Source organism: Saccharopolyspora sp. NPDC047091 (assembly GCF_040643635.1).
Classification (GTDB): Bacteria; Actinomycetota; Actinomycetes; order Mycobacteriales; family Pseudonocardiaceae; genus Saccharopolyspora_C.
The window spans coordinates 1-23,696 of the sequence record NZ_JBEYUS010000007.1; the positions used below are offsets into that span (position 1 = coordinate 1).

Annotated in this window: 20 protein-coding genes and 1 tRNA gene; 9 read left to right on the forward strand and 12 right to left on the reverse strand. The window is 73.1% G+C overall.

Annotated elements, in window-relative coordinates:
* Positions 1–123: 123 nt before the first annotated feature.
* A complete protein-coding gene (locus tag ABZ805_RS05435) occupies positions 124–1,188 on the reverse strand; it encodes an NADH:flavin oxidoreductase/NADH oxidase (protein WP_358434755.1) in 1,065 nt (354 codons plus the stop codon).
* A 463-nt stretch (positions 1,189–1,651) separates the two neighbouring features.
* Here ABZ805_RS05435 and ABZ805_RS05440 point away from each other — a divergent pair, with 463 nt between their 5' ends.
* On the forward strand, positions 1,652–3,496 hold the full coding sequence (locus ABZ805_RS05440; protein WP_358434758.1) for an ABC transporter ATP-binding protein: 1,845 nt from the start codon (positions 1,652–1,654) through the stop codon (positions 3,494–3,496).
* Between the two features lie 57 nt (positions 3,497–3,553).
* Here the strand turns inward: ABZ805_RS05440 and ABZ805_RS05445 are convergent, their stop codons facing one another.
* A complete protein-coding gene (locus ABZ805_RS05445) occupies positions 3,554–5,398 on the reverse strand; it encodes a prolyl oligopeptidase family serine peptidase (RefSeq protein ID WP_358434760.1) in 1,845 nt (614 codons plus the stop codon).
* 135 nt (positions 5,399–5,533) lie between these two features.
* Here ABZ805_RS05445 and ABZ805_RS05450 point away from each other — a divergent pair, with 135 nt between their 5' ends.
* Positions 5,534–6,535: a hypothetical protein gene (locus ABZ805_RS05450; protein ID WP_358434763.1), complete on the forward strand. Its 1,002-nt coding sequence runs from the start codon at positions 5,534–5,536 to the stop codon at positions 6,533–6,535.
* Positions 6,536–6,786: 251 nt separating this feature from the next.
* Here ABZ805_RS05450 and ABZ805_RS05455 read toward each other — a convergent pair whose 3' ends face one another.
* The 5 genes from ABZ805_RS05455 to ABZ805_RS05475 all read right to left on the reverse strand — a co-directional run bounded on the left by ABZ805_RS05455 (position 6,787) and on the right by ABZ805_RS05475 (position 12,254).
* Positions 6,787–7,017: a hypothetical protein gene (locus ABZ805_RS05455; protein ID WP_358434766.1), complete on the reverse strand. Its 231-nt coding sequence runs from the start codon at positions 7,015–7,017 to the stop codon at positions 6,787–6,789.
* A gap of 718 nt (positions 7,018–7,735) precedes the next feature.
* Positions 7,736–7,809 (reverse strand) — tRNA-Pro (locus ABZ805_RS05460).
* 50 nt (positions 7,810–7,859) lie between these two features.
* Positions 7,860–8,798 carry a metallophosphoesterase gene (locus ABZ805_RS05465; protein ID WP_358435078.1) on the reverse strand — a complete coding sequence of 313 codons (939 nt, stop codon included), beginning with the start codon at positions 8,796–8,798 and terminating at the stop codon, positions 7,860–7,862.
* 214 nt (positions 8,799–9,012) lie between these two features.
* A complete protein-coding gene (locus ABZ805_RS05470) occupies positions 9,013–9,795 on the reverse strand; it encodes a siderophore-interacting protein (RefSeq protein ID WP_358434769.1) in 783 nt (260 codons plus the stop codon).
* 23 nt (positions 9,796–9,818) lie between these two features.
* A complete protein-coding gene (locus tag ABZ805_RS05475; RefSeq protein ID WP_358434772.1) occupies positions 9,819–12,254 on the reverse strand; it encodes a transglycosylase domain-containing protein in 2,436 nt (811 codons plus the stop codon).
* A 246-nt stretch (positions 12,255–12,500) separates the two neighbouring features.
* On the opposite strand from ABZ805_RS05475, the gene ABZ805_RS05480 reads away from it, so the two are divergent.
* Positions 12,501–12,800: a WhiB family transcriptional regulator gene (locus ABZ805_RS05480; RefSeq protein WP_184483638.1), complete on the forward strand. Its 300-nt coding sequence runs from the start codon at positions 12,501–12,503 to the stop codon at positions 12,798–12,800.
* A gap of 136 nt (positions 12,801–12,936) precedes the next feature.
* Here the strand turns inward: ABZ805_RS05480 and ABZ805_RS05485 are convergent, their stop codons facing one another.
* Both ABZ805_RS05485 and ABZ805_RS05490 read right to left on the reverse strand, forming a co-directional pair.
* Positions 12,937–14,067 (reverse strand): ArsA family ATPase, encoded by a 1,131-nt coding sequence (locus ABZ805_RS05485; RefSeq protein WP_358434775.1) that lies wholly within the window; start codon positions 14,065–14,067, stop codon positions 12,937–12,939.
* Positions 14,064–15,065, reverse strand: coding sequence for an ArsA-related P-loop ATPase (locus tag ABZ805_RS05490; RefSeq protein ID WP_358434778.1), 1,002 nt, complete (start codon positions 15,063–15,065; stop codon positions 14,064–14,066). Before ABZ805_RS05490 ends, ABZ805_RS05485 begins: the two co-directional genes overlap by 4 nt.
* Positions 15,066–15,335: 270 nt before the next feature.
* Between ABZ805_RS05490 and ABZ805_RS05495 the strand changes: the two genes are divergently transcribed.
* The 4 genes from ABZ805_RS05495 to ABZ805_RS05510 all read left to right on the forward strand — a co-directional run bounded on the left by ABZ805_RS05495 (position 15,336) and on the right by ABZ805_RS05510 (position 18,375).
* Positions 15,336–15,500: a DUF4177 domain-containing protein gene (locus ABZ805_RS05495; protein WP_358434781.1), complete on the forward strand. Its 165-nt coding sequence runs from the start codon at positions 15,336–15,338 to the stop codon at positions 15,498–15,500.
* A gap of 2 nt (positions 15,501–15,502) precedes the next feature.
* On the forward strand, positions 15,503–15,961 hold the full coding sequence (locus ABZ805_RS05500; RefSeq protein ID WP_358434784.1) for a RidA family protein: 459 nt from the start codon (positions 15,503–15,505) through the stop codon (positions 15,959–15,961).
* 384 nt (positions 15,962–16,345) lie between these two features.
* Positions 16,346–16,954, forward strand: a complete 609-nt coding sequence (locus tag ABZ805_RS05505; protein ID WP_358434787.1) for a hypothetical protein — start codon at positions 16,346–16,348, stop codon at positions 16,952–16,954.
* A gap of 35 nt (positions 16,955–16,989) precedes the next feature.
* Complete coding sequence (locus tag ABZ805_RS05510) at positions 16,990–18,375, forward strand: hypothetical protein (RefSeq protein WP_358434790.1); 1,386 nt, start codon at positions 16,990–16,992, stop codon at positions 18,373–18,375.
* A 40-nt stretch (positions 18,376–18,415) separates the two neighbouring features.
* Here the strand turns inward: ABZ805_RS05510 and ABZ805_RS05515 are convergent, their stop codons facing one another.
* Positions 18,416–19,309 (reverse strand): Gfo/Idh/MocA family oxidoreductase, encoded by an 894-nt coding sequence (locus tag ABZ805_RS05515; RefSeq protein ID WP_358434793.1) that lies wholly within the window; start codon positions 19,307–19,309, stop codon positions 18,416–18,418.
* Positions 19,310–19,445: 136 nt separating this feature from the next.
* On the opposite strand from ABZ805_RS05515, the gene ABZ805_RS05520 reads away from it, so the two are divergent.
* Positions 19,446–20,288 carry an NUDIX hydrolase gene (locus ABZ805_RS05520; protein ID WP_358434796.1) on the forward strand — a complete coding sequence of 281 codons (843 nt, stop codon included), beginning with the start codon at positions 19,446–19,448 and terminating at the stop codon, positions 20,286–20,288.
* Complete coding sequence (locus ABZ805_RS05525) at positions 20,285–21,070, forward strand: MBL fold metallo-hydrolase (protein WP_358434799.1); 786 nt, start codon at positions 20,285–20,287, stop codon at positions 21,068–21,070. Before ABZ805_RS05520 ends, ABZ805_RS05525 begins: the two co-directional genes overlap by 4 nt.
* A gap of 10 nt (positions 21,071–21,080) precedes the next feature.
* Here the strand turns inward: ABZ805_RS05525 and ABZ805_RS05530 are convergent, their stop codons facing one another.
* Positions 21,081–22,310: an MFS transporter gene (locus tag ABZ805_RS05530; protein WP_358434801.1), complete on the reverse strand. Its 1,230-nt coding sequence runs from the start codon at positions 22,308–22,310 to the stop codon at positions 21,081–21,083.
* 703 nt (positions 22,311–23,013) lie between these two features.
* Complete coding sequence (locus tag ABZ805_RS05535; RefSeq protein WP_258345154.1) at positions 23,014–23,688, reverse strand: Crp/Fnr family transcriptional regulator; 675 nt, start codon at positions 23,686–23,688, stop codon at positions 23,014–23,016.
* Positions 23,689–23,696: the final 8 nt, after the last annotated feature.

Consider the following 23,696-nt stretch of genomic DNA (forward strand, 5'->3'; position numbering starts at 1 on the left):
GGGATTCTCGCGAGGACAGCGTTTTCGCCTGTGGCGGAGCCACCGGTGAAAACGATCCCGCAGCGAGAATCCCGCTGAGGTTCCGCCACCCGCCCTCAACGCGGAGCGGGCAGGGGAGAGAACTCACGAACGGCGAGCTCGGGCGTATTGCTCGGGCCAGATGTTCCCGGCGTGCAGCCGGTCCGCCGCGTGCAGCGGCCAGTGCGGGTCGCGCAGCAGTTCCCGGCCGAGCAGCACCACGTCGGCGGAGCCGGAGGACACGACCTCTTCGGCCTGCTCGGGCGAGGTGATGAGGCCGACGGCGCCGGTCGGCACTTCCGCTTCGAGCTTGATCTGGCGGGCGAACCGGATCTGGTAACCGGCGGAGACCGGGATCTGCGCGTCCGGCACCGCTGCGCCGGTGGAGGCGTCGACGAGGTCGATGCCGTGCTCGGCCAGCAGCCTGCTCAGCCGCACGGAGTCGTCGCCGGTCCAGCCGCCTTCGACCCAGTCGGTGGCGGACAGCCGCGCCAGCAGCGGGCGGCCGGCGGGCCACACCGCGCGCACCGCGTCGACGATCTCCAGCAGCAGCCGGGTCCGGCCGTCGAAGTCGCCGCCGTAGCGGTCGGTGCGGTCGTTGACCAGCGGCGAGTAGAACTGGTGCGCCAGGTAGCCGTGCGCGAAGTGCAGTTCGACCACCTCGAACCCGGCTTCGTCGGCGCGGCGCGCGGCGTCGGCGAACTGCTGCGGGATCCGGGCGACCTCGTCCTCGGTGAGCGCCCGCGGCGCGTCGAGCTCGCCGAACGCGCGGGACGTGGAGCTCACGGACTGCCAGCCGCCGTCGGAGTCGGCCAGCGCCCCGCCGCCGTCCCACGGCCGCGTGGTGGAGGCCTTCCGGCCGGCGTGGCCGAGCTGCACCGCGGGCGTGGAGCCCTGCGCGCGCAGGAAGTCGGTGATCCTGCGCCAGGCGGCGACCTGCTCGTCGTTCCACAGCCCGGTGTCGCCGGGGCTGATGCGGCCTTCGGGGGCGACGGCGGTGGCTTCGGCCATGACGAGACCGGCGCCGCCGATGGCGAACTGGCCGAGGTGCACGAGGTGCCAGTCGTTCGGCACGCCGTCCACGGCGGAGTACTGGCACATGGGGGAGACCCAGACGCGGTTGGGGATCGCGGTGTCGCCCAGCTTCAGCGGGTCGAAGAGGTGGCTCATGACCCTAACGACGCAGTTGCACGCGCGGGTATTCCGCGCTGAGCGATACCGGGAGGGAGAGCTGGGTCACCGTCCCTACCCGCCGCGGCTGGGAGCCCGCTGAACGCGGGCCGCGCGCTTCCCGGGAATTCGCGATTCCGGCGGAATCGCCGGTTTTCGCCCAGCTCGTTCCCAGGGAATCAACAGGGCTTTCGCGTCGATTCGCGCCGAATTGCGCCGGTAGATTCGTTCACGTCGGAGCCGAACGGCACCGGCGAAATGAGAGAAGCGAACGACCAGGAGGTCACCATGGGTTTCCCGATTCCGGTTCCCGGTAAGCGCCCGCACTTCCCGCGCCCCGAGCAGCCCGCCCCGGGCCGTCCGCAGCAGCCGCGGAAGTGACCCGCACCGGAGGGTCGGCGGCGTCCGCATCGCCGCCGCCCCTCCGGGCGCCCCGCGCGCGAGCGCACTGGAGAGGTGAATCATGACCGCTGCGCCGGGAACGCGCGAGATCTTCACCCGGTTCCGCCCGCACCTGCGCCCGGAACGAGCAGGTCTGGCGGCCGCGGGGGCGCTGCTGGTGCTGGCCGCGCTGGCCGACACCGCGGCGATCTGGATGTTCATGCTGATCACCGACGACGCGCTGGCGGCGGGCAGCCTCGACGCCTTCTGGGCGCCGGGGGCGGCCTGGCTGGGCATCGCGGCGGTCGGCGCGCTCGCCTCGTTCGGCGGGGCGTACCTGTCCGCGCGCGCGGCGGAACGATTCCTCGTGCGATTGCGCGCGCACGTGTTCGCGCACGTGCAACGATTGTCGCCCGATTTCTTCGCGCGCCGGAAAACGGGAGATCTCGTCGCCCGGTTGTCCGGTGACGTGGAATCGGTGGAAAGGCTCGTCGCCTCCGGAATGGTGGAGACGGGGACCGCGTTGTTCAGCGTCGTGCTCTACGCGGGAGCCGCGCTCTACCTGCGCTGGGACCTCGCATTGCTGTCCTTCGCGCTGGCACCCGCGTTCTGGTTGGTGGCCCGGAGGTTCTCGGCCGGAATCCGCGAGGCCTCCCGGGACGAGCGGGCGGGCAACGGCGAGATCGCCGGCGTGGTGGCGGAAGGGCTCGGGCACGTCGAGCTCGTGCAGTCCGCGAACCAGCAGCACCGGCAGGACGCGAAGCTGCACGCGGCGTCGATGCGCTGGTTCCGCGCGAAGCTCGTCGAGGCCCGGCTGTCGTCGATGTACGCGCCGCTGGTCACCGTCGTCGAAACGGTGTGCATCCTGCTGGTCATCGGCGTCGGGGTCTGGGAGATCTCCGCCGACCGGATCACCATCGGCGGGTTGATGGCGTTCGCCGCCTACATCGGTTACCTGTACCCGCCGCTGCAGGACCTGGGCCGGATCACGATGGCGGTCACCGCGGCCCGCGCCGGGTCGGAACGGCTCGTCGAACTGCTCGACGCCCGGCCCGCGGTCGTCGACGCCCCGGACGGCACCGCGCAGCTGCCGCCGGACGGGCGCCCGGGCCGGGCCGTCGAGTTCGACCGCGTCGCGTTCCGCTACCCGCAGGCGTCGGAACCCGCGCTGCGCGACTTCCGGCTGCACGTGCGACCCGGCGAGTTCGTGCTGGTCACCGGACCGAGCGGGGTGGGGAAGTCGACGTTGGCGAAGCTGCTGCTGCGCTTCTACGACCCGGTGGCCGGCCGGGTGCTGCTCGACGGCGTGGACCTCACCCGGCTGCCGTTGCAGGTGGTGCGCGACCAGATCGCGTTCGTCCCGCAGGAGGCGGACGTGCTGCACGGCACCGTCGCCGAGAACATCGCCTTCGCCCGCCCGGACGCCACCCGGGCCGAGATCGTCGCCGCCGCGCGCGAAGCGGACGCCGACGCGTTCGTCCGGGCCCTGCCGGAGGGCTACGAGACGGTCCTCGGCGAGCGCGGCGCGCTGCTGTCCGGTGGCCAGCGCCGCCGCATCGCCATCGCCCGCGCGGTGCTGCGCCGCACCCCGGTGCTGGTGCTCGACGAACCCACGAACGGGCTGGACGCCGAGTCGAAGGCCAACGTGATCGCCCCGCTGCGCCGGTTGTCCCGCACCCGCACCACCATCCTGATCAGCCACGACCCGGAGCTGGCCGAGCTCGCGGACCGGGTGGTGGTGCTGCGCGGCGGGCGGGTGGCCGAACCACCACCGGCCGCGGGCACCCGGCGGCCCGGCCCGCGCGGCCACGTGATCAGCGGCGAGCTGCCGGTCCCGGCGGCCGACGACCGGCCCACCGTGCGGCTGCACCGCCCCTGGCCAGCCGGGCTCACCGATCCGCTGCGCGCCCGTGGCGGCCGCGCGTGAACCGGCTGGGAATCCGCTGAGCGCCCGGCCCGCGCGCGGCGGGCCGGGCGGAGCGGATCAGGCGCGGCCCACGGCCCGCCGCGCGAAGTGGATCTCCGCGGCGACCTGCTGCAGGGTCTCCGCCACCACCAGCGAGCCGTGGCCCGCGTCGTAGCGGTAGAACTCGAACGGCACCTCCCGCTGCGCCAGCCGGTCCAGGTAGTTGAGGATCTGCTGGATCGGGCACCGCGGGTCGTTGTCCCCGGCCAGCACCAGCACCGGTGCGCGCACCTCGTCCACGTAGGTCAGCGGCGAGCACTCGTCGTACACCGCCGGGACCTCCTCCGGCGAACCGCCGAACAGCGCCCGGTCGTACGCGCGCAGCGGCTCCATCTCGTCGGCGTACGCCGAGACGTAGTCGGCGACCGGCACCCCGGCGACGCCACCGGCCCACCGCTCCGGCTGGGTGCCCAGCGCCAGCAGCGTCAGGTAGCCGCCCCAGGAGGCCCCGGCGACGACGCTCAGCTCGGGCGTGGTGAGCCCGTCCTGCACCGCCCAGTCGTGCACGTGCGCGACGTCCGCGAGCTCGGTGAGGCCCGGCCTGCCCTCGATCGCGTCCCGCCACGCCGAGCCGTACCCGGTCGAACCCCGGTAGTTGATCTCGACGACGGCGAAGCCCGCGTCCAGCCACGCCGCCCGGTACGCGGAGAACCGGTCCTCGTCCGCGGCGTGCGGCCCGCCGTGCAGGTTGAACACCGTCGGCACCGGCCCGTCGCCCGCGCCCTCCGGCCGGGACACCAGCGCGTGCACCGACTCGTTCGGGCCGTACGGCACGGGCACGAACACGTCGCGCACCGGTTCGGACTCCGGCGGCCGCTCCCCGGGCGGGGTCAGCAGCACCTCGTCGGTGCCGTCCGCGCGCAGCGTCCGCACCAGCGACGGCGTCGCCGCCGACGACCACGAGTACTCGACGGCGCGGTCCGGGCGGACCGAGGCGTTGCCGACGGTGCCCGGGGGCGTCGCCAGCTCGACGAGCTCGCCGGACTCCAGGTCGTAGCGGTGCATCGTGGTCCGCGCGTGGTGGGTGTGCGCGATCAGCAGCGCGGTGCCGTCCGGGTACCAGTCCGCGGACACCTCGCCGGGCAGCCCGAGGTCGATCTCCCGCTCGGTGTCGGCCAGCACGTCCCAGATCAGCAGTTCTTCCCGGCCGTGCCGCTCGTGCAGCACCAGCAGCCGCGGATCACCGGCGACCGGCGCGAAGTCCAGCGCGTCCAGGCCCTTGCCGGGCCCGTCCCACTTGTCCGCGACGGTGGTCGCGCCGTCCACCCGCAGCACCCGCAGCGCCGGGTGCCTGCTGTCGCCGTGCTCGGAGTGCGACAGCACCAGCAGGCTCTCGTCCCAGGACAGCGCGGACAGGCCGCCGTCCTGCTCGTGCTCGTAGACGACCTCGGGGGCCCCGCCCGCGCGGGCCACCCACACGGTCACACCGTCGTCGGTGGACATGCCGACCCCGGTCACCGTCGGCCCGAGCTCCAGGCCGGCCGGGTAGCCGGGGTGGGTGCCGGGCAGCGCCGGTTCCGGTTTCCCGCCGCCCGCGGTGAAGTCCTCGCTCACCCAGGAACCGAACTCGTCGCCGTCGGTGTCGTCGAACCACCACACCCGCGTCCCGTCGGCGGACAGCGTGCCGTGGAACGTCCCGTTCGGACGGTCGGTGACCTGGCGGTGCGCGCCGGACTCGCGGTCCCACGCGTACAGCTCCCACGTCCCGCTGGCGTTGGAGACGTACAGGTTGTGGCCCGGTTCGTCCCGGGCCCACGCGGGCAGCGACACCCGAGGTGCGCTGAACCGCGCTCGCCACCGGGCCTCGCGCTCGGCGTCGTCGAACAGCTCTTGCGGAATCTTCGCGTCTGGGTACTCGCTCACCACACCGATCCTGCCCGATGTCCCCGACACCGCGCCGCCCCTTCCACCCGCCCGAGGCCGACCACCGGATCCGGGCAACCCCGCGGTGCCGCGGCGCGTCCTCCGGGAGTCGTGGGACAACGCGAGGGAGCTGGAGTGAAATTCGAAGCAAGGACCCTGACCGGCCTCGTCGGACTGGGTGGTGTGCTCGCCGGATCGGTTCTGGTGCCCGCCCCGGTGGCCGCCGCCGAACCGGCCGCGCCCGCCGCGTGCGAGATCCGCGAACTCCCGCTGCCGCCCGGCGCCACCAGGGGCGGGGTCGGCGGGGCGAGCCCGGACGGGCGGACCGCGGTCGGCCGGGCCGTGCGGGAAGGCCCGACCCAGGTCGAGACGGACGTGGTGTGGCGGGACGGCGAGATCGCGACCACCTACTCCGACCTGCCCGATTCGCTGACCGCCGTGAACTCCGCCGGCGTTGCGGTCGGCGGGATCTTCGACGACTACGGCGACCGCAGGCCCTACGTGCTGCGCGACGGCGAGGTCCACGTGCTGCCCGGGCACGTGACGCCGCGCGGCATCAACGACTCCGGCAAGATCGCCGGGTTCCGCACCGACGGAGCCGGGGAAGTGCCGGTCGTGTGGGAGCCGGGCTCCGATGAGCCCGTCGACCTGGCCGGGCCGCGCGGCATCGCCACCGGCATCTCGGCGGACGGCACGGTGGTCGGCACCGTCGACGGCGACACCCCCGACGCCCCGACCAACGGCTACGTCTGGCGGCCGGACGGCACCTCCGCCCCGCTGCCGCGCCCCGCGGGCGTCGCGCCCAACGCGCACCTGGAGGCGACCGGGATCAGCGGCCCGTGGGTGTTCGGCGGGGGGCCCGACGGCGCGATCCGGTGGAACCTCGACACGGGCGCGGCCGAGTCCATCCCCGACACCTTCGGCGCGGGGGCGATCAACGAGCAGGGGGTGCTCGCCGCTCCGACGCACGACTCGTGGGAGGCCGTGCTGGTCGACGGAGAGCAGCGGACCCCGCTGCCCGGTATGAACGGCTGGCAGCTCGCAGTGAGCTCGATCAGCCCGGACGCGACGGTGCTCACCGGAGCCGCGGGGATGCTGAAGGGACCGTCGAAGCCGGTCCGCTGGACCTGCTCCTGATCGACCGGCGGGACCGCGAACCGGTCTCCGACGTCCGAACGGCCGGCCCGGCGCTCCCCGTCGCGGGGAGCCCGGCCGGCCCGTCGGTGGTGGTTTCGAGCGTGCCGGTGGTCACCGCTCCACAGTTCGAGGAGGCGCGGCGGCACACCGTTCGGGTGCGCGGTTCCCGTTCCCCGTGACCGCTCTACTCCGCGAATGCGCGGACGGGCGCGGCGAGGTGGGAGAAAACCGGTGTCGCGCTCGAATCGCCGTCACCGGTAAGTGGCGATCAAGTAGAAGCCGTCCGACCTCTCCTCGCACTGGTAACCGACGATTCCTTCGTCGCCGCGGTGTTCCTCGCCGGCTTTCCCGCACTTCTCCATGCTGTCGTACGGACCGAATTCCTTGTCGACGTCCGCGAGCGCCGTACCTGCGCCGAGCACGGCGGTACCGGCGCCGGCGGCGCAGAGGACGAGTGCGGAGATGCTCTTGCGAAAACGCATGAAAACTACCTCGTGGATCGACTTCGGTTGCGAGTGACCGCTGGATCGGCCACATCCTCATGCTACGTCCGGAAAAACTCCGGAACGGGTGTTGTTCGATTCGATTTCGCGGCGGAGGGAAACCCCTCGGTGTCCCCGGTGAATGGAAGAGGAGAGCGGTTGGCGGTCGGGGTCTTTTCTATGTGATGCGCCGGACGTGTCGTGGAACGCGCGGTGGTCCCGCGGGCCGTTGCCCGGTCACCGGCCGGAGACCGCGGGCGCGGGCCGAGAAGGGCGGTCTTCAGTGCGAGATCGGCTCCCGGGCTTCTCCCGAGTGCCGTTCGACATGGCCGCGAAGAGCTCCGCGTGCGGCGTGCCGACCACCTCCGCGCGCGTGGAGGGCACCGCGCGGTGCTTACCGCGTAAGCACCCTCGCGGGCCACCTCCACGCGTGTGGAGAGCACGGCCTGATCGCGCTGCCGACGATGATGCGGTTCGGACCACCTCCACGCGTGTGGAGAGCACCCTTCGCGAACTCGGGTTTTAGGAAGGTCGTTGTTCGTGCGCTGGACGATCCGGGTGGACACGTCCTGGACGAGCCTCTGGAGGAGCGTGCGGGGAGCGTCCGGGAGAGCTGATTCCAAGGTCGTCTCCCGGATCTCTCCCAAGAGGTGATCCGGAGATGAGAAAAGGGCCTGGCCGGAACTCCTGCTGGAGTCCTGACCAGGCCCTCTACCTGTCGGGGTGGCGGGATTTGAACCCACGACCTCTTCGACCCGAACGAAGCGCGCTCCCAAGCTGCGCCACACCCCGATCACTCAACGGCGAACATCTCGGGTGCTCGTCCGCCGTTGAGTGAAAGTCTAGCGGATGTTCGCGCGGTCCCCTGAAGGGGGGTTCCCGAACAGTCCGGAGGCCTTCGGCGTGGCGCCCTGCGAGCGCGGGACCAGCGTCAACAGCGTCGCCTCCGGCGGGCAGGCGAAGCGCACCGGCGCGTACGGGGAGGTGCCCAGCCCCGCCGACACGTGCAGGTGCATGTCGCCCCACGTGGACGCGCCGCGCGCCCGCGACCGGTCCAGCTCGCAGTTCGTCACGATCGGGCCGTAGCCGGGCACCCGCAGCTGCCCGCCGTGGGTGTGCCCGGCCAGCACCAGGTCGTAGCCGTCGTCGGCGAACGCGTCCAGCACCCGCGGTTCCGGCGAGTGGGTCAGGCCCAGCCGCAGCTGCGCCTCCTGCGGCGGGTCGCCCGCGATCTTCGAGTACTTGTCCCGCTTCAGGTGCGGGTCGTCCAGCCCGGCCACGTGGATCCGGATGCCGGAGATCTCCACGTCGTGCCAGCGGTGCGTGACGTCGGTCCAGCCGCGCTCGGTCATCGCCGCGCGCAGGTCCCGCCACGGCAGCGGGTCGCCGTGGATGCGCTTCGTCTTCGCCGAGGGCAGCAGGTAGCGCGCCGGGTTCTTCGGCTTCGGCCCGTAGTAGTCGTTGCTGCCGAACACGAACACGCCGGGCCGGTCCAGCAGCGACCCCATCGCGCGCAGCGCCGCGGGCACCGCCTGCGGGTGGGCGAGGTTGTCGCCGGTGTTGACCACCAGGTCGGGCCCGAGCTCGTCCAGCGCGGCGATCCAGCGCTGCTTGGACCGCTGGTTCGGCATCATGTGCAGGTCGGAGATGTGCAGGATGCGCAGTTCCGGCGCGCCTTCCGCGAGCACCGGCACGGTGGCGCGGCGCAGCGTCCAGTGCGTTCGTTCCACACCTGCGGCGTAGCCGAAGGTCGCGGCACCCAGTGCGCCGCCGGCGAGCATGATCCGACCGAGCTTGTTCACGCTGCCCAGCCTACGGCCGGTGGCGGACCCGCGACGCTCGGGAGGGCTCCGCCCGATCACCGCTGCGGAGTCCCTGAACAGCGGCGTCCCGGGCGGTGGCGGAGCGCCGGCGCCGCCCCTCCGCCGCTGCCGCCCGGCAGGCGGAACCTCAGCGGCTTCCTCGCCGCGGGATCGGAGCTGGAAGGGCGGGCGGTCAGGCGGCGGAGTCGTGCCGCCAGTAGGCGAGGGCGTAGACGCGGCGCCGGTCCAGGCCGAGCTCCTGCCGGCAGTGCTCCCGGATGACGTGCACCGCTTCCGCCTCGGCGCCCACCCAGACGTCCGGCCGCGGCCCGAGGTCGGCCGCCCGCACCGCGTCCGCGAGCAGCGCGCTCCGCCCGGCGGGAACACCGTCCCGGTGCAGCCAGGTCCACGCCACGTCCGCCCGGGTGCGCACCTCCTGGTGCTCGGCTTCGTCGGCGACCTCGGCGAACACCTGGACCCGGGCCTGCTCGTCCAGTTCCTCGACCATCGCCAGCATCGCGGGCAGCGCCGTCTCGTCGCCCGCCAGCACCAGCCGGTCCGCCGCCGGGTCGGGCCGGTAGGAGGGGCTGGGGCCGACCGCCACGACCTGCGATCCGGGCCGCACCTCGCGCGCCCAGGTCGAGCCGGGGCCGTCGTGGTCGTGCACCACCAGGTCGATCGCGAGCCGCTGCCGCGCCGCGTCGAACCAGCGCACCGTGTACGTGCGCTGCTTCGGCTGCTGCTCCCGCGGCAGCGCGAACACCTCCGCGCGGTCGCGGCCCAGCGGCATCGGCAGGCCGGGCCGCGGCAGGCACAGCTTGATCCGCTGGTCGCTGCCGGTGCTGTCGAAGTCGGCGAGTTCGTCGCCGCCGAGCACGACCCGCACCATCCGCGGCGTGATCCGCTCGACCTCGTCCACCCGCAGCAGCCGGTACCGGGACCGCACCCGCCGCGTGCTCGCCTGCGTGTTCGTCACAGCGACCGAGTGTAGGGAGCCGGTCAGGGCGGGAAGATGCCCGGCGGGATCGGCACGAACGGCGGATCCGGCTGCTCCTCGCCCGGCGGTCGTCCCGGTTCGCCCGGTTGGCCCGGTGCGGGCGGCGGTGGCGGCGGGGGCGGGGGCTTCGGCGCGGTCGACGGCGGCGGCACGTAGCCGGTGCTCACCGACAGCGTCACCGTCTCGCCGGGCAGCGCGAAGCCGCGCGGCGTCTGGCTGGTCACCGAGCCCTTGCGGCGTTCGCTGTTGACCGAGCGCTGCTCGACCTTGTAGCCGGCCTTCTCCAGGGTGCGCTCGGCACGGGAGGCGCTGATGCCGACGACGTTGGGCACCTGGAACTCGTCGCCGCCGTTCTTGTACCGCTCGGTGACCTCGGGGAGCTCCATCGTGGGCAGGCCCTCGTGGATCTTCGCCATGGCTTCGAACCAGGTCCGCGCCGGGACCTTGCCACCGTAGATGTTGCCGCCGTTGGCGCCGCACAGCGTCGGCGGCGTGCTGTCGCAGATGCCCTGCGGGTTGTTGCCGTCGGAGAAGGTGAGCACCGAGCCGGCGAACTGCGGGGTGGCGCCGATGAACCCGGCGGACTGGTGGGCTTCGGTGGTCCCCGTCTTGCCCGCGGTCGGCCGCGACCAGCCCGCGCTGTTCGCGGCGCCGTAGGCGGTGCCGCCCGCCTGGTCGTCCTGGCTCATGCCGACGGCCATCGCGTTCGCGAGGCCTTCGTCGACGGACTGCTCGCACGGGTCCTCGGTGATGGTGACCGGGTTGCCGTTGCGGTCGGTGATCTGGTCGATCGGCGTCGGCGGGCACCAGGTGCCGCCGCTCATCAGGGTCGCCGAGACGTTCGCCAGCTCCAGCGGGCTGGTGGGCCCGAAGCCGAGTGTGAACGCCCCGATCTTCTTCTCCTTGACCACGTCGGCCATGGACGGCCCGTTGGCGCCGTTCGGGGCGAGCGGATCACCCTCGATGTTCGAGTGCAGCAGCGTCTGCCGCATCCCCAGCCGGGTCGCCATGTCCACCGTCTGGTCCAGCCCGACCCGTTCCTCCAGCGCGACGAACGCGGTGTTCGGCGAGGTCGCGAGGGCCTTCTGCAAGGTCCGCGGCCCGGGGTTGACGCCTTCGGCGTTGCCGACGGTGTAGGGCGCGGAACCGTTGCGGTAGACGGTGGACGTGTAGTTGCCGGGAGCCTGGATGGTGTTCTGGATCCCCATCCCCTTCTCCAGCGCGGCCGCGGCGGTGAACACCTTGAACACCGATCCGGCGCCGAACTTGGCGACACCGCTGGGCAGCGGGTAGGAGGTCTGGCCGCGGTCGGCGTCGTTGCCGAAGTCGCGGTTGGCGACCAGCGCCCGCACCTCGTGCTTGTCCTTGCCCGGTTCCACGACGGCCATCACGTTCGCGATGCCCTTGGTGTCCCGCGGCACGTGCTTCTCCGCGGCCTGCTTCGCGGCGTCGGTCGCCTTCTGGTCGAGGGTGGTGCGGATCGTGTAGCCGCCGGTGCGCAGTTCCTGCTCGGCGAACCCGGCGTTCTGCAGGTAGTCGATGACGTACTTGCAGAAGAAGCCGTCGGCGGGCCCGGCTCCGACGCAGTTGTTCGGCAGCGTGTTCAGCGGCGAGACGAGCCCGAGCGGCGCGGCCCTGGCGGCGTCGGCGGTGCGCCGGTCGATCTGGCGCAGCGCCTGCATGGCGTCGATGACGATGTTGCGCCGCACCGTCGCCTCGTCCGGGTTCGTCGCCGGGTTCAGCGCGCTCGGGCTGTTCACGATGCCCGCCAGCAGCGCGGACTGCGGCACGTCCAGCTTGTCCGGGGTGGTGTTGAAGTACGTGCGGGCGGCGGCGGCGACCCCGTAGGTCTGGTTGCCGAACGGCACCACGTTCAAGTAGCGGGCCAGGATCTCCTGCTTGCCGAGCCGCTTCTCCAGTTGCAGCGCGATGCGGATCTCCCGCAGCTTGCGCGCCGGGGTCTGCTCGACGGCCTTCGCCTGCTTGATCGGATCGTCGGCGGCGACCACGTGCACCTGGTAGTTCTTCACGTACTGCTGGGTGAGCGTGGAACCGCCCTGGGCGATCTCGCCGGACATCTGGTTGGTGACGGCCGCGCGCACCGTGCCCGCCCAGTCGACGCCCTCGTGCTCGAAGAACCGGCGGTCCTCGATCGAGGTGATCGCGGACTTCATGGACTTCGAGATCTGATCGGGCGCCGCGGGCGTCCGGTTCTGGTCGAAGAGGTAGGCGATCGGCACCCCGGCTCGGTCGGTGACCGTGGTCACCAGCGGGGGGTCCTGCGTCATCAGCTCGGAGGAGAGGTTGTTCACCGCGTCACCCGCGCGGTTGGACACCACCCCGAGAGCTCCGGCCGCCGGGAACAGCATCCCGGCGACGAGAACTCCGGCGAGCACACACAGGCCGAAGAGCTTCAGCAAGCTGTCCCGGACACGCACGACGGCAAGACTAAGTGGTTTTACCGACATCAACACGCCGTCGTCAGTGGGTTCCGCCCGATGTGATGAGGGTCAAAGATAACGGAGCGACAACCCTTGTTTGGTTGTGGAACCGAGGGGCTCTAAAGTTCGTCCACGTCCAGCGACAGCATCGTTACGGCGCACCATGCGCCGCGGCATCCGGTGCCGGGGGGCTCCGGACGAAATTCGGTCGCCGACGATCCAGTGAGGAGCTGGGGGAGCCTTATGTTCGAGCAGGGGGACTGGCGGGTTCAGGCAGCGTGCCGGGATGAGAATCCGGACCAGTTGTTCGTCAGGGGAGCTGAGCAGCGCAAAGCGCGGATGATCTGCTTCGGCTGCCCGGTGCGGACGGAGTGCCTCGGAGAGGCGCTCGACAACAAGATCGAGTTCGGTGTGTGGGGCGGAATGACCGAGCGGGAGCGGCGCGCGCTGTTGCGCCGTCGCCCGGAAGTCCGCAACTGGCGGGAGCTTCTGGAAGCCGCTAGGGACGACTACGCCGACATCGACGAGTACCAGGTGGGCTGATTAGCCCGTCGTGATCGCGGTGCCGGGCGGCTCGTTTTTCGAGTCGCCCGGAAACCCGTTCACTCGTTCAGCGCAATGTCGATCCGGCGGATTGTGATCACCGGATAGCCAATTTCCGCTGCCAGGAATCTTTGGATTATTCCGCGGCGAGTCGGCTGCCGATCTCGCGCAACCCGTCGAGATCGTGCACGTCCGCGGGAAGTGCCGGCACGCCCACCAGCGCGACCTCCGGGTGCGCGCGGGTGAACCGGGCGAGCATCCGCCGCTCCCGATCGGCGACCGCGACCCGGTCGGCGTGCACCCGCAGCACCGCCGCGGCCAGCGGTGCGTTCCCGGCGGTCTCCAGCTGTTCGGCGGCCGACAGCGCGCGGCTGCCCGTCAGCTCCGCGAACACCGGGTGGGTGCGGTTCGCGACCAGCCCGGCCAGCGGCATGCCCTCGGCGGTGAGGCGCTCCACGAAGAACGACGCCTCGCGCAGCGCGTCCGGCTCCGGTGCCGCGATCACCACGAACGACGTGCCGGGGGAGCGCAGCAGCCGGTAGGTGTGGTCGGCGCGCTCCCGGAACCCGCCGAACGTCGAGTCGAAGGCCTGCACGAACGCGGAGGCGTCGGCCAGCAGCTGGCCGCCGATCACCGTCGACACGGCCTTGGAGAACATCCCGAACCCGGCGCCGACGATCTTCCGCAGCCCCTTGCCGCCCGCCTTCGCCGGCGAGGACAGCAGCTTGATCAGGCGGCCGTCGAGCACCGTGGACAGCCGCTGCGGCGCGTCCAGGAAGTCCAGCGCGGACCGGCTGGGCGGGGTGTCCACGATGATCAGGTCCCACTCGCCGGACGCGGCGAGCTGGCCGAGCTTCTCCATCGCCATGTACTCCTGCGTGCCGGAGAACGACGTGGAGATCGTCTGGTAGAAGGGGTTCTCCAGGATCTGCCGGGCGCGTTCCTCCCCGGCGTGCGCGAGCACCATGTCGTCGAAGGTGCGCCGCATGTCCAGCATCATCGCGTTCAGGTCGCCGGTGGGCTCGAATCCCTCCGGCGCCACCTGCCGCGGCTGGTTGTCCAGTTCCCGCATGCCCAGCGCCTGCGCGAGCCGCCGCGCCGGGTCGATGGTGAGCACCACGGTCTTGCGGCCGCGCTCGGCGGCGCGCACCGCGAGCGCGGCGGCCGTGGTGGTCTTGCCGACCCCGCCGGAGCCGCAGCACACCACCACCCGGTTGCCCGGGTCGTCGAGCAGCGCGTCCACGTCCAGTGCCGCGGGTGTCGTCATCGAGGCCTCCCGACGCCGTGCTCGGTGAGGATCTCGGCGAGCTCGTAGAGCTCGGCCACGTCGATCCCGGCGGTCAGCTCGGGCAGCCGCACGTTCGGCAGGTCGGCGGCCGCGAGCCGCTCCTCGGCCTCCTGCTCGGCGCGGGACCGCACCGCGTGCTCCACGGTCTCCTCGGTGAGCGCGGCGAGCAGCTCGTCGTCGGCGGTCACCCCGGCCGCTTCGAGCCCGGTGCGCAACCGGTCGGCGTCGACCCGGCCCGCCGCGGCGGCGGCCACCGAGCGCGCGGGCAGGTACCCGGGGCGCACCCGGTTGAGCAGCACCGCGCCGGGGCGCAGCTCGGCCGCGTCCAGCTCGGCGACGGCCTCCAGGGTCTCCCGCACCGGCAGGTCCTCCAGCAGCGTCACCAGGTGGACCGCGGTGTCGCCGGAGTGCAGCAGCCGGACCACGCCCTCGCTCTGGCCGCGGATGGGCCCGACCTTCGCGAGGTCGGCCATGGCGCGGGTGACGTCCAGGAACTTCACGACCCGCCCGGTCGGCGGCGCGTCCAGCACCACCGCGTCGTAGACGTGGCGGCCGTGCTCGTCGGTGCGCCCGACGCACTCCTTGACCTTGCCGGTGAACAGCACGTCCCGGAGGCCCGGGGCGAGCGTGGTGGCGAACTCGATGGCGCCCATCCGCTTCAGCGTGCGGCCCGCGAAGCCGAGGTTGTAGAACATCGACAGGTACTCCAGCAGCGCCGGTTCGGCGTCGATGGCCAGCGCCCGCAGCTCACCGCCACCGGGGGCGGCGGCGATCGTCTCCTCGGCGTAGGGCAGCGGCGCGGTGTCGAAGAGCTGCGCGATGCCCTGCCTGCCCTCGACCTCGACCAGCAGCACGCGGCGGCCCCCGGTCGCCAGCGCCAGCGCCAGCGCCGCGGCGACCGTGGTCTTCCCGGTGCCGCCCTTGCCGCTGACGATGTGCAGCCGAGCGGCGTTGAGTTCGGCGTTCCATCCGGTCACACGATCAGCGTAGGTGTGGGTCGGGGTCGCTGTCTCCCGCACGTAGCAGCCATCTCCAGGTCGCACATCGGTAGTTCTGCGTAGGCGCGAACGCGTAGTGCGCAGGCGCCGCGGCCCCCGCGGCCCCGCCGGCCTGAGTAGTTCCGCGCGCAGGCGGGCGCGCGCCACGGGTGGGACGCGCCGGCGGGCCGCGCATGACGCGGGCGGGCGCACCCGGGTGAGCGCGCCCGCGGGCCAGCGGCGCCGCGGAGCCCGGCCCTCTCTACGCTGGTGACCATGACCAAATGGGAGTACGCGACCGTGCCGCTGTTGACCCACGCGACCAAGCAGATCCTGGACCAGTGGGGTGAGGACGGCTGGGAGCTCGTTTCCGTCCTGCCCGGCCCGACCGGTGAGCAGCACGTCGCTTACCTGAAGCGCGCGAAGGAGTCCTGATCGTGGGCGCTTGGAAGCAGCGGCTGGCCGAGCTGGGCATCGAACTGCCCGCGGTCGCGACCCCGGTCGCGGCCTACGTGCCCGCGGTGCGCAGCGGGTCGCAGGTGTTCACCTCCGGGCAGCTCCCGTTCGCCGGGGGCGAGCTGGCGGCGGTGGGCAAGGTCGGCGCCGAGGTGGACCCGGAGTCCGCGAAGGCGCACGCCCGCACCTGCGCGCTGAACGCGCTGGCCGCGGTGGACGCGCTGGTCGGGCTGGACTCGATCGTGCGGGTCGTGAAGGTCGTCGGTTTCGTGGCGTCCGCGGAGGGCTTCACCGGCCAGCCCGCGGTGATCAACGGCGCGTCCGAGCTGATCGGCGAGATCTTCGGGGACGCGGGTAGCCACGCCCGGTCCGCGGTCGGCGTCGCCGAGCTCCCGGTGGGGGCTCCGGTCGAGGTGGAGATGATCGTCGAAGTGGCGTGAGCGCCGGTTTCCGCCGCGCGGCGGTGTCGCGCGCGGATGCGCGGTGGTGGAGGGGTCGCGGTTGCGCGGCCCCTCCTTCGCGTTCCGGCCCGCGGCGGGTGATCTTGGGCCGGGTGCCGGGCGGGGGCGCGACCGGCGGCGGAACCGTTTCTTGCCAGGTACGGCCCGCGCCCCGTCTACCAACCAGTACGCTTCGGGCGTCGCTACTTCGAGTGATCAACAATTGATCACCTGAACGGCGGTATCAATACCGGCGAGTGATCGATCGAGCTTGCTCCTCCGCTACCCCGCGCGAGAGAGTGCCCCCGATCGAGTGCTCTCGGCATGAGGGGTGCGGGTGTCGCTCGCACCGGGTGACGAGCGAACGAGCTGGGAGGGGGCGACGTGGCGGGACGCGAAACGGACCTCTTGTGCCACGAGCTGCTGCTTCGACTTGCCGGGAGGCTGCCGGACCGGCACCTCTGGCGCTACCGGGACTGGCTGGCGGGCGGGGCGGCCGACGTCCTCGCGCGCTCCCTGCCCGCGACGCTGCTGCGGGAACGGGTCGCGCTGTCCGACGCCGACCACCGCAGGCTCGCCGAAGCGCTGCTGCCGCTGGGTGCTGACCCGTCCGTGGTGCACGCGGTGCTGCCCGGCGCCGAACCGGACCGCTACACCTTCCGCGCCGAGTCCCACGTGGATGACAAGGGCGACCCGGCGGTGCTGGTCCTCGGCGCCACCTTGCGCGGCAGGCAGGGCGTGCGCGAAACCCGCAGCTCCTGGCGGCACCTGCCGGGAACGCGGCCCAAGCGGATCATCCTGGTGACCGGTTCCGCGGATCCCGTCGAGCTCACCAGCGAACTGCAACGCATCCTGCGCGCGCTCGGCGACGCCGAGCCGTGCGTCGAGGTGCTGCCGCCCGAGGTGGAACCGACCGCCTACCACCGCGCCGCGCTCGCCGAGTCGGCGCTGGTGTGCTCGGGCGCCGACGAACTCGTGGGACATCGTGGCTGACGGTGCCGGTGCAGGCGCCGTAGAAGGAGGCATTCGTGGTGGACGTCGCTGAGGGTGCGGGGCCGGTGGAACGCCTGCACAACCTCCTGCTGGCCCTGACCGGCCGGGTGGACGACGACGCCGTCAATTCGGTTCGCGAGATGCTCGGCATCGGGCAGCTCGACGCGGCCGCCGAGTTCCTGATCGGCTGCCTGCTGGCGGGCCGCATCCCGGTGACCTCGACGGAGCAGTACCACCTGCGCCGCTCGCTGGACGAGGCAGGCTCGCCGCACGCGCCCGCGGACCGGTTGCACGTGGTGGAAGCGGTGCAGGACGAAGGGCACCGGTTCAACGAGAACCCCGAGCAGGACCGCACCGACCACGAGCTGGTCGACGCGCTCGCCCCGATCGCGGGTCGCCTGCACGGCGTGCGGGCCCTGTGGTGCACCTGGCGCACCACGCCCGCGGGCGTCACCTACGGCGCGGTGCCGCGCCGGGTGCTGCTGGCGGAGGTCGGCGCCGACGGTTCGGTCACCGCCGCCGGGTACCAGCTGCTGGAGGCGCTGCGGCGCGCCGGCGTGGGCTGCTCGGTGGACGTGTTCACCAGCGGCATGGACCTGCCGCCGTACCACCGCAACGCGCTGGCCACGGCCCGCCGGGTCCACCTGGACCTGGCCGCGCAGGTCGCGATCCCGAACGGTGCGGCGAACCACGCGCGGGCACCGCGCGCCACCGCGGGCAGCAAGGCCGGTGGGGGAGCAGATCACCCGGGTGAGCCAGCCCCGGGGCCGGGAAGACGCGCCGAGGCCCCGGTTCCTGAGACCGCCTCCCACGACTCGGCACGCCAGCAGGCACGTCCCGAACCCGCCCGACCGGAACCGCCGCGGCCCGAGCAGGCCCGGCCGGAACCGGTCCGGCCCGAACCGGCCCGACCGGAGCAGGCCCGACCGGAAGCCGTGCGGCCCGAAGCGGCCCGGCCCGAAGCGGCCCGGCCCGAAGCGGCCCGGCCCGACCAGCAGGCCCGCCCGGAACCTCCCCGCGAGGAGCAGCCGCGGCCCGAACCGCCCCGGCAGCACCCCCGCCCGAACCGCGAGGAAGCACCCGTCGCCGCGGAGCAGACGCTGCGCCAGCGCCCGGTGAACCCGGAGGACCTCCAGCAGGACCCGGCCCGGCCGCAGGAGCAGCAGGGCGGCGGGAAGAACACCCGCGTCCCCGCCGCGGTCGACGCCAAGCTCACCGACCGGGAGCGGAACCTGCTGCGCAAGCTGCACGAGGAACTCGCCCAGCGCGAGCAGGACCGCGGCGGCCCCGCGCCCTCCGGCGAGCAGCAGGCGCAGCCGGTCGGCAACAAGTCCGGCGGTGCGCAGGGCCAGGATGCGTGGAACTCCACGATGCCCGGCTCGGCGACGGGCGGTTTCCCGCCCATCGAGAACCAGCGCTGATCGGTCCGGTGCGCCCCCGACTCGGGCGCACCGGCCGGGATCAGACCTCGGCCGCGCGCTGCACGCCGTCCAGCACGCGCTGCAGGTGCAGCCCGCGGCGCACGTCGCACGGGTGCGCGGTGCGGCCGGAGCGGACCATCGCCATGAACTCGTCCAGCAGCTGCGCGTAGCACTCGCGCGCCGCGGTCCGCCTGCCGGTGAGCTGCGACTTCCCGCCGCTGCCGTAGAGGGTGAACTCGATGAGCGCCGGCTGCACCGGCACCCGCAGCGACAGGGTGAGGGTGCTGCTGGCGCCGCTGGCGTGCTCCAGCACCAGCTGCCACATGTCCGACTTGTCGCGCCGCGCGTGGTGCACCCGGGTGATCCGGCCGAGCGCGGCGTCCAGCAGGTCCAGCGCGTGCGGTCCCGCGTCCAGCAGCGCGCCTGCGGGTTCCTGCCGCCACGGGGTGGCCGCGTAGTCCCCGGACAGCAGGCCGCCCGCGATCCACTGCGCGGAGCCGCCGGTCCAGCCGCCGAGGTGCCCGATCCCGGTGAGCCAGTCGCGGACCTCGGGCGCGAACCGGCGGGTCAGCACCAGCAGCGCCGCGACGCCGCTCTGCCGCACCGCCGCCGCCACGGCCTCGGCGGTGGGCACGTCCCCGGCGAGCGGTTTCTCCAGCACGAGGTGCTTCCCCTCGCGGGCGGCCTGCACGGCCAGTTCCCCCTGCACCGCGGGCGGGACGGCGAACGCGACGGCGTCCACCGCGTCCAGCAGCGCCTCGTAGTCGTCGGCGACGTCGGCGTCGTAGTGGTAGGCGAGCGCTTTCGCGGCGTCCGGGCGCCGGGACCACACCGCGGCCAGCCGCATCCCGGGATGCGCGTGCACACCGGGGGCGTGCACGCGCTGCGCCCACGGTCCCGCTCCGACGATGCCGACCCGAAGTGCTCCGCTCATGCGGTCATCGTCCCCGTGTCCGGATCATCGCGCAGACCTCGGGGCCCGGGAAGTGGCCCGGTTGCAGGGGAAACGGAACTTGTTGATCTTGATCACAGGGGTGATCGGACGAGCATCTCCGCTTAAGGTGACCGGCATGGTGCGATTGCCGGAGGACCTGACGCTGCCCGACGGATTCGTTCCGCCCGCACGGCCCGATCCGCCCGCGACCCCGAAGGACGCGGCCACGGTCGTGCTGCTGCGCGACGGCGATCGGGGACCCGAGGTGTTCCTGCAGCGCCGCGTCGAGGGGATGCCGTTCGCGGGCGGCATGACCGTGTTCCCCGGTGGCGGCGTGGACCGCAGGGACGCCGACGCCTCGGTGGCCTGGAGCGGGCCGTCGCCGCAGTGGTGGGCCGAGCGCTTCGAGTGCTCCGAGGAGATCGCGCGGGCGCTGGTGTGCGCCGCGGTCCGCGAGACCTTCGAGGAATCCGGCGTGCTGCTGGCCGGTCCCGACGCGGACTCGGTCGTCGACGACACCCGCCCGTACGCGGCGGCGCGCCCGAAGCTGGAGTCGCGGGAGCTGTCGCTGGCCGGGTTCCTTGCCGACGCGGGCCTGGTGCTGCGGGCCGACCTGCTGCGGCCGTGGGCGAACTGGGTGACCCCGGAGCAGGAGTCGCGGCGGTACGACACCCGGTTCTTCCTGGCCGCGATGCCGGTCGGGCAGCGCGCCGACGGCGTCACCTCGGAGGCCTCCCGCGCGTACTGGAGCACGCCCGAGGACGCCTTGGAGGACTGGCGGCAGCAGCGCTGCGGCCTGCTCCCGCCGACCTGGGTGACGCTCTCCGAGATCGGCGCGTGCCGCAGCGTCGCCGCCGCGCTGGACGTGCACCGCCCGCTCGGCAAGGTGCTGCCGCAGCTGGAGCACCGGGACGGGGCGTGGCGCGTGGTGCTGCCCGGCGATCCCGGCTACCGCGGTGCGGAGGGGGAGGACCGGTGACCCATCCCTCCTACGGCCTGCCGCGGCAGGTGACGCCGTTCGCGTCGGTGCTGCTGGCCGCGAACCCGGGACCGATGACCTTGGACGGGACCAACACCTGGCTGCTCGGTTCCGGCCCGGCCCGGGTGGTGGTCGATCCCGGTCCCGGTGGCGAGCACCTGGAGCGGATCCTCGCGCAGGGGCCGGTGTCGCTGGTCCTGCTCACGCACCACCACTTCGACCACACCGAGGCGGCGGCGGAGCTCGCGGAGCGGGCCGGGGCGCCGGTGCGGGCGCTGGACCCGCAGCTGTGCGCGGGCGCCGGGCCGCTCGCGGACGGCGAGGTCGTCGAGGCCTCCGGGATCCGGCTGACCGTGCTCGCCACGCCCGGCCACACCCGCGACTCGGTGTGCTTCCGCGTCGAGGGCGACGGGCGGGAGGCGGTGCTGACCGGGGACACGATCCTGGGGCGCGGCACCACGGTCGTCGCGCATCCGGACGGGCACCTGGGCTCCTACCTGGCTTCGCTGCGGGCGTTGGCGGCGCTGCCCGCAGGCCTGCCTGCGCTGCCGGGCCACGGTCCGGACCTGCCGGACGTGGTGGCGGCGGCGACCGGCTACCTGGCGCACCGCGAGCAGCGGCTCGACCAGATCCGCGAGGTGGTGCGCGCCCGCGGCCCGCAGGTCACCGCCGCCGAGGTGGTGGCGGTCGTCTACGCCGACGTCCCGCCGGAGGTGCGGGAGGCCGCCGCGTGGAGCGTCGCCGCCCAGCTCGCCTACCTGGAGGAGCAGGGCGAGCGCTGACCTCGGCCGTTCAGGCCCGGGTCAGCGCGGGCTCGGGGGTGGGGAGCAGCGTGCCGCGCCGCAGCCACAGGCCTGCGGCGAGCACGACGCCGACGGTCCCGGCGAGCAGGAAGGCGGTGGGCGGCCCGGCGCTCTCCACGATCCGGCCGCTGAGCGACTGGCCGGCCGCGGCGCCGAGCGTCACCGCCGTGACGACCCAGCCGAACGCCTCCGTCTCGGTCCCGGCGGGCGCGGCCACGTCCAGCGCCACCGAGTGCGCCGTGGACTGCGGGGTGATCAGGCAGCCGGCGAGCAGCAGCGCCAGGCACAGCCCCCACAGCGTCCCGGGCAGCGCCAGCAGCGCGACGAGACCGGCGAAGCCGAGCAGCAGGGCGGGCAGCCGCAGGTGCATCGACCGCGGCCACGGCCGCATCCCGTACAGCACGCCGAACACCACGGAGGTCACCGACAGCGCGCTCAGCAGCATCCCGCCCGCGTTCGGCGCCCCGGCCGCGACGGCGGAGGCGGGCACGCCGACCTCCACGAACCCGATGAGGCAGCCGAAGCCGAACGCGGCCAGCGCCACCGTGCGCATCCCGGGCGCGCGCAGCGCCCCGAGCATCCCGCCCGCGGGCCGGGCGTCCTCCGCGGGCCGCAACCGGCGGGCGGCGCTCGTCGAGGCGAAGCCGATGCTGCCGACGATCATGCAGGCGCTGCCCGCGACGACTCCGGCGCCCGCCCACGGCAGCGCGACCAGCAGCCCGGCCAGGCCGGGCCCGAGGATGAAGAAGACCTCCATGCTGATCGCCTCGTACGAGTAGGCGGCGTCCCGCGGCGGTCCGGCGGGCAGCAGCTGCGCCCACAGCGCCCGGGACGCGGGGGCCACGGTCGGCTGGCTCGCGCCCAGCAGGAAGCCGAGCGCGGTGAGCACCACGACCGGTGCCCCGGATTCGATGGCGGTGATCTCGGCGGCCACGAACACGGCGAGCGCCGCGGACATCACGACCATCGGGCGGGTGGGTCCGATCCGGTCGATCACCCGGCTCTGCACGACCGAGCCGCACGCGACGCCCACGAGTTCGGCGGCCGAGACGAGCCCGGCGGTGGCGAAGCTGCCGGTCACCTTCTGCACGTACAGCAGCAGCGCCAGCCCGATCATCGCGATCGGCAGGCGGCCCAGCAGGGAGGTCAGGACGGGGGCGGTGGCTCCGGGCGTGCGCAGCGCGGCGCGGTAGTCGGCCAGGGTGATCGAATGGGACACGCGTACCAGTATCCGCGTCCTGGTACGCGGGTACCAGTCATTTTCGCGGTGTTCTACGTCGCCGGGAGCGGTCTCGGTGCGGCCCGTGCGCCGAGGCCCTGACCAGGTGCGGGGGCGCCCGGAGGTTCCCGGCGGCGCGCGCCACCCGCGAGGACGCCGGGAGGAGAGAGCCGGGAGCGCCGAAGGCGAAGAGACCGGCCGCGAACGTCCCCCGGACGTGCGAAAGGGCTGGGGCGTCGCCCCCGACGCGACGCTCCAGCCCTTTCGTTCGCGCGGCCCGTCCCCCGACCAACCACGCTCTGCAACCCCCGATGGTCGGCCCCGAATCCGGCACCGGAGGAGTTCCCGTTCGGCTGCCCCGCACCCGCGCACCGCGCGTCGTGAAGGGCCTCCACTAGGTAAGACGTTGTGCGTTCGGTCCGGGTTGCACGGCTCGGCGAATTCTTTCCCAGCAGATGTCCCGGCCCTGCCACCAGTGTGCCCTCCGGTTCCGGGGCGGAAACCGGGTACAACGTCCCCTACATGGCTGGTGACTCGGCGTGTCCGCGCCCGGGAGCTGGACCGCGCGGCCGTCGGCGTGCTCGGCGCGGGGGCCGGACACGCGCGAACGCGCGCCGGCTGAGCGGTCCGATCGAAGGCGGACCCGTCAGCCGGCGCGCGTTGGGCGACTCGGTCGTGCGGACCGGTCAGTGCCGGTGGTGGCTCAGCGCGCGCGGCGCGCCAGACGTTCCGGATCGAGGATCAGCACGCTCTTGCCCTCCAGCCGCAGCCAGCCGCGGTGGGCGAAGTCGGCGAGCGCCTTGTTCACGGTCTCCCGCGAGGCGCCGACGTACTGCGCGATCTCCTCCTGCGTGAGGTCGTGGGTGACCCGCAGCAGACCGGCTTCCTGGCTGCCGAAGCGCTGCGCGAGCTGCAGCAGCGCCTTGGCGACGCGGCCGGGCACGTCGGTGAAGATCAGGTCGGCGAGCATGCCGTTGGTCCGGCGCAGCCTGCGCGCGACGACCCGCAGCAGCTGCTCGGCGATCTCCGGGCGGGTGCCGATCCACTGCCGCAGCGCACCGCGGTCCATGGTCAGCGCGCGGACCTCGGTCACCGTGGTGGCCGTCGAGGTGCGCGGGCCCGGGTCGAAGATGGACAGCTCGCCGAACATGTCCGACGGCCCCATGATCGCCAGCAGGTTCTCGCGGCCGTCGGGCGACTTGCGCCCGAGCTTGACCTTGCCGGATTGGATGATGTAGAGCCGGTCGCCCGGCTCGCCCTCGGCGAAGATCACGTGTCCGCGCGGGAACTCAGACGGTTCCAGCGACTGGGTCAGCGCCTCCGCCGCGGCCGGTTCCACGCCCTGGAAGATTCCGGCGCGGGAAAGGGTCTCGTCCACCTCGTCCC

Excerpts from the sequence above, each read along its gene's own strand:
- ABZ805_RS05435 (WP_358434755.1), bottom strand. The coding sequence starts at position 1,188 with ATGAGCCACCTCTTCGACCCGCTGAAGCTGGGCGACACCGCGATCCCC.
- ABZ805_RS05440 (WP_358434758.1), top strand. The coding sequence starts at position 1,652 with ATGACCGCTGCGCCGGGAACGCGCGAGATCTTCACCCGGTTCCGCCCG.
- ABZ805_RS05455 (WP_358434766.1), bottom strand. The coding sequence starts at position 7,017 with ATGCGTTTTCGCAAGAGCATCTCCGCACTCGTCCTCTGCGCCGCCGGC.
- ABZ805_RS05465 (WP_358435078.1), bottom strand. The coding sequence starts at position 8,798 with ATGCTCGCCGGCGGCGCACTGGGTGCCGCGACCTTCGGCTACGCCGCA.
- ABZ805_RS05480 (WP_184483638.1), top strand. The coding sequence starts at position 12,501 with ATGTTCGAGCAGGGGGACTGGCGGGTTCAGGCAGCGTGCCGGGATGAG.
- ABZ805_RS05485 (WP_358434775.1), bottom strand. The coding sequence starts at position 14,067 with ATGACGACACCCGCGGCACTGGACGTGGACGCGCTGCTCGACGACCCG.
- ABZ805_RS05515 (WP_358434793.1), bottom strand. The coding sequence starts at position 19,309 with ATGAGCGGAGCACTTCGGGTCGGCATCGTCGGAGCGGGACCGTGGGCG.
- ABZ805_RS05520 (WP_358434796.1), top strand. The coding sequence starts at position 19,446 with ATGGTGCGATTGCCGGAGGACCTGACGCTGCCCGACGGATTCGTTCCG.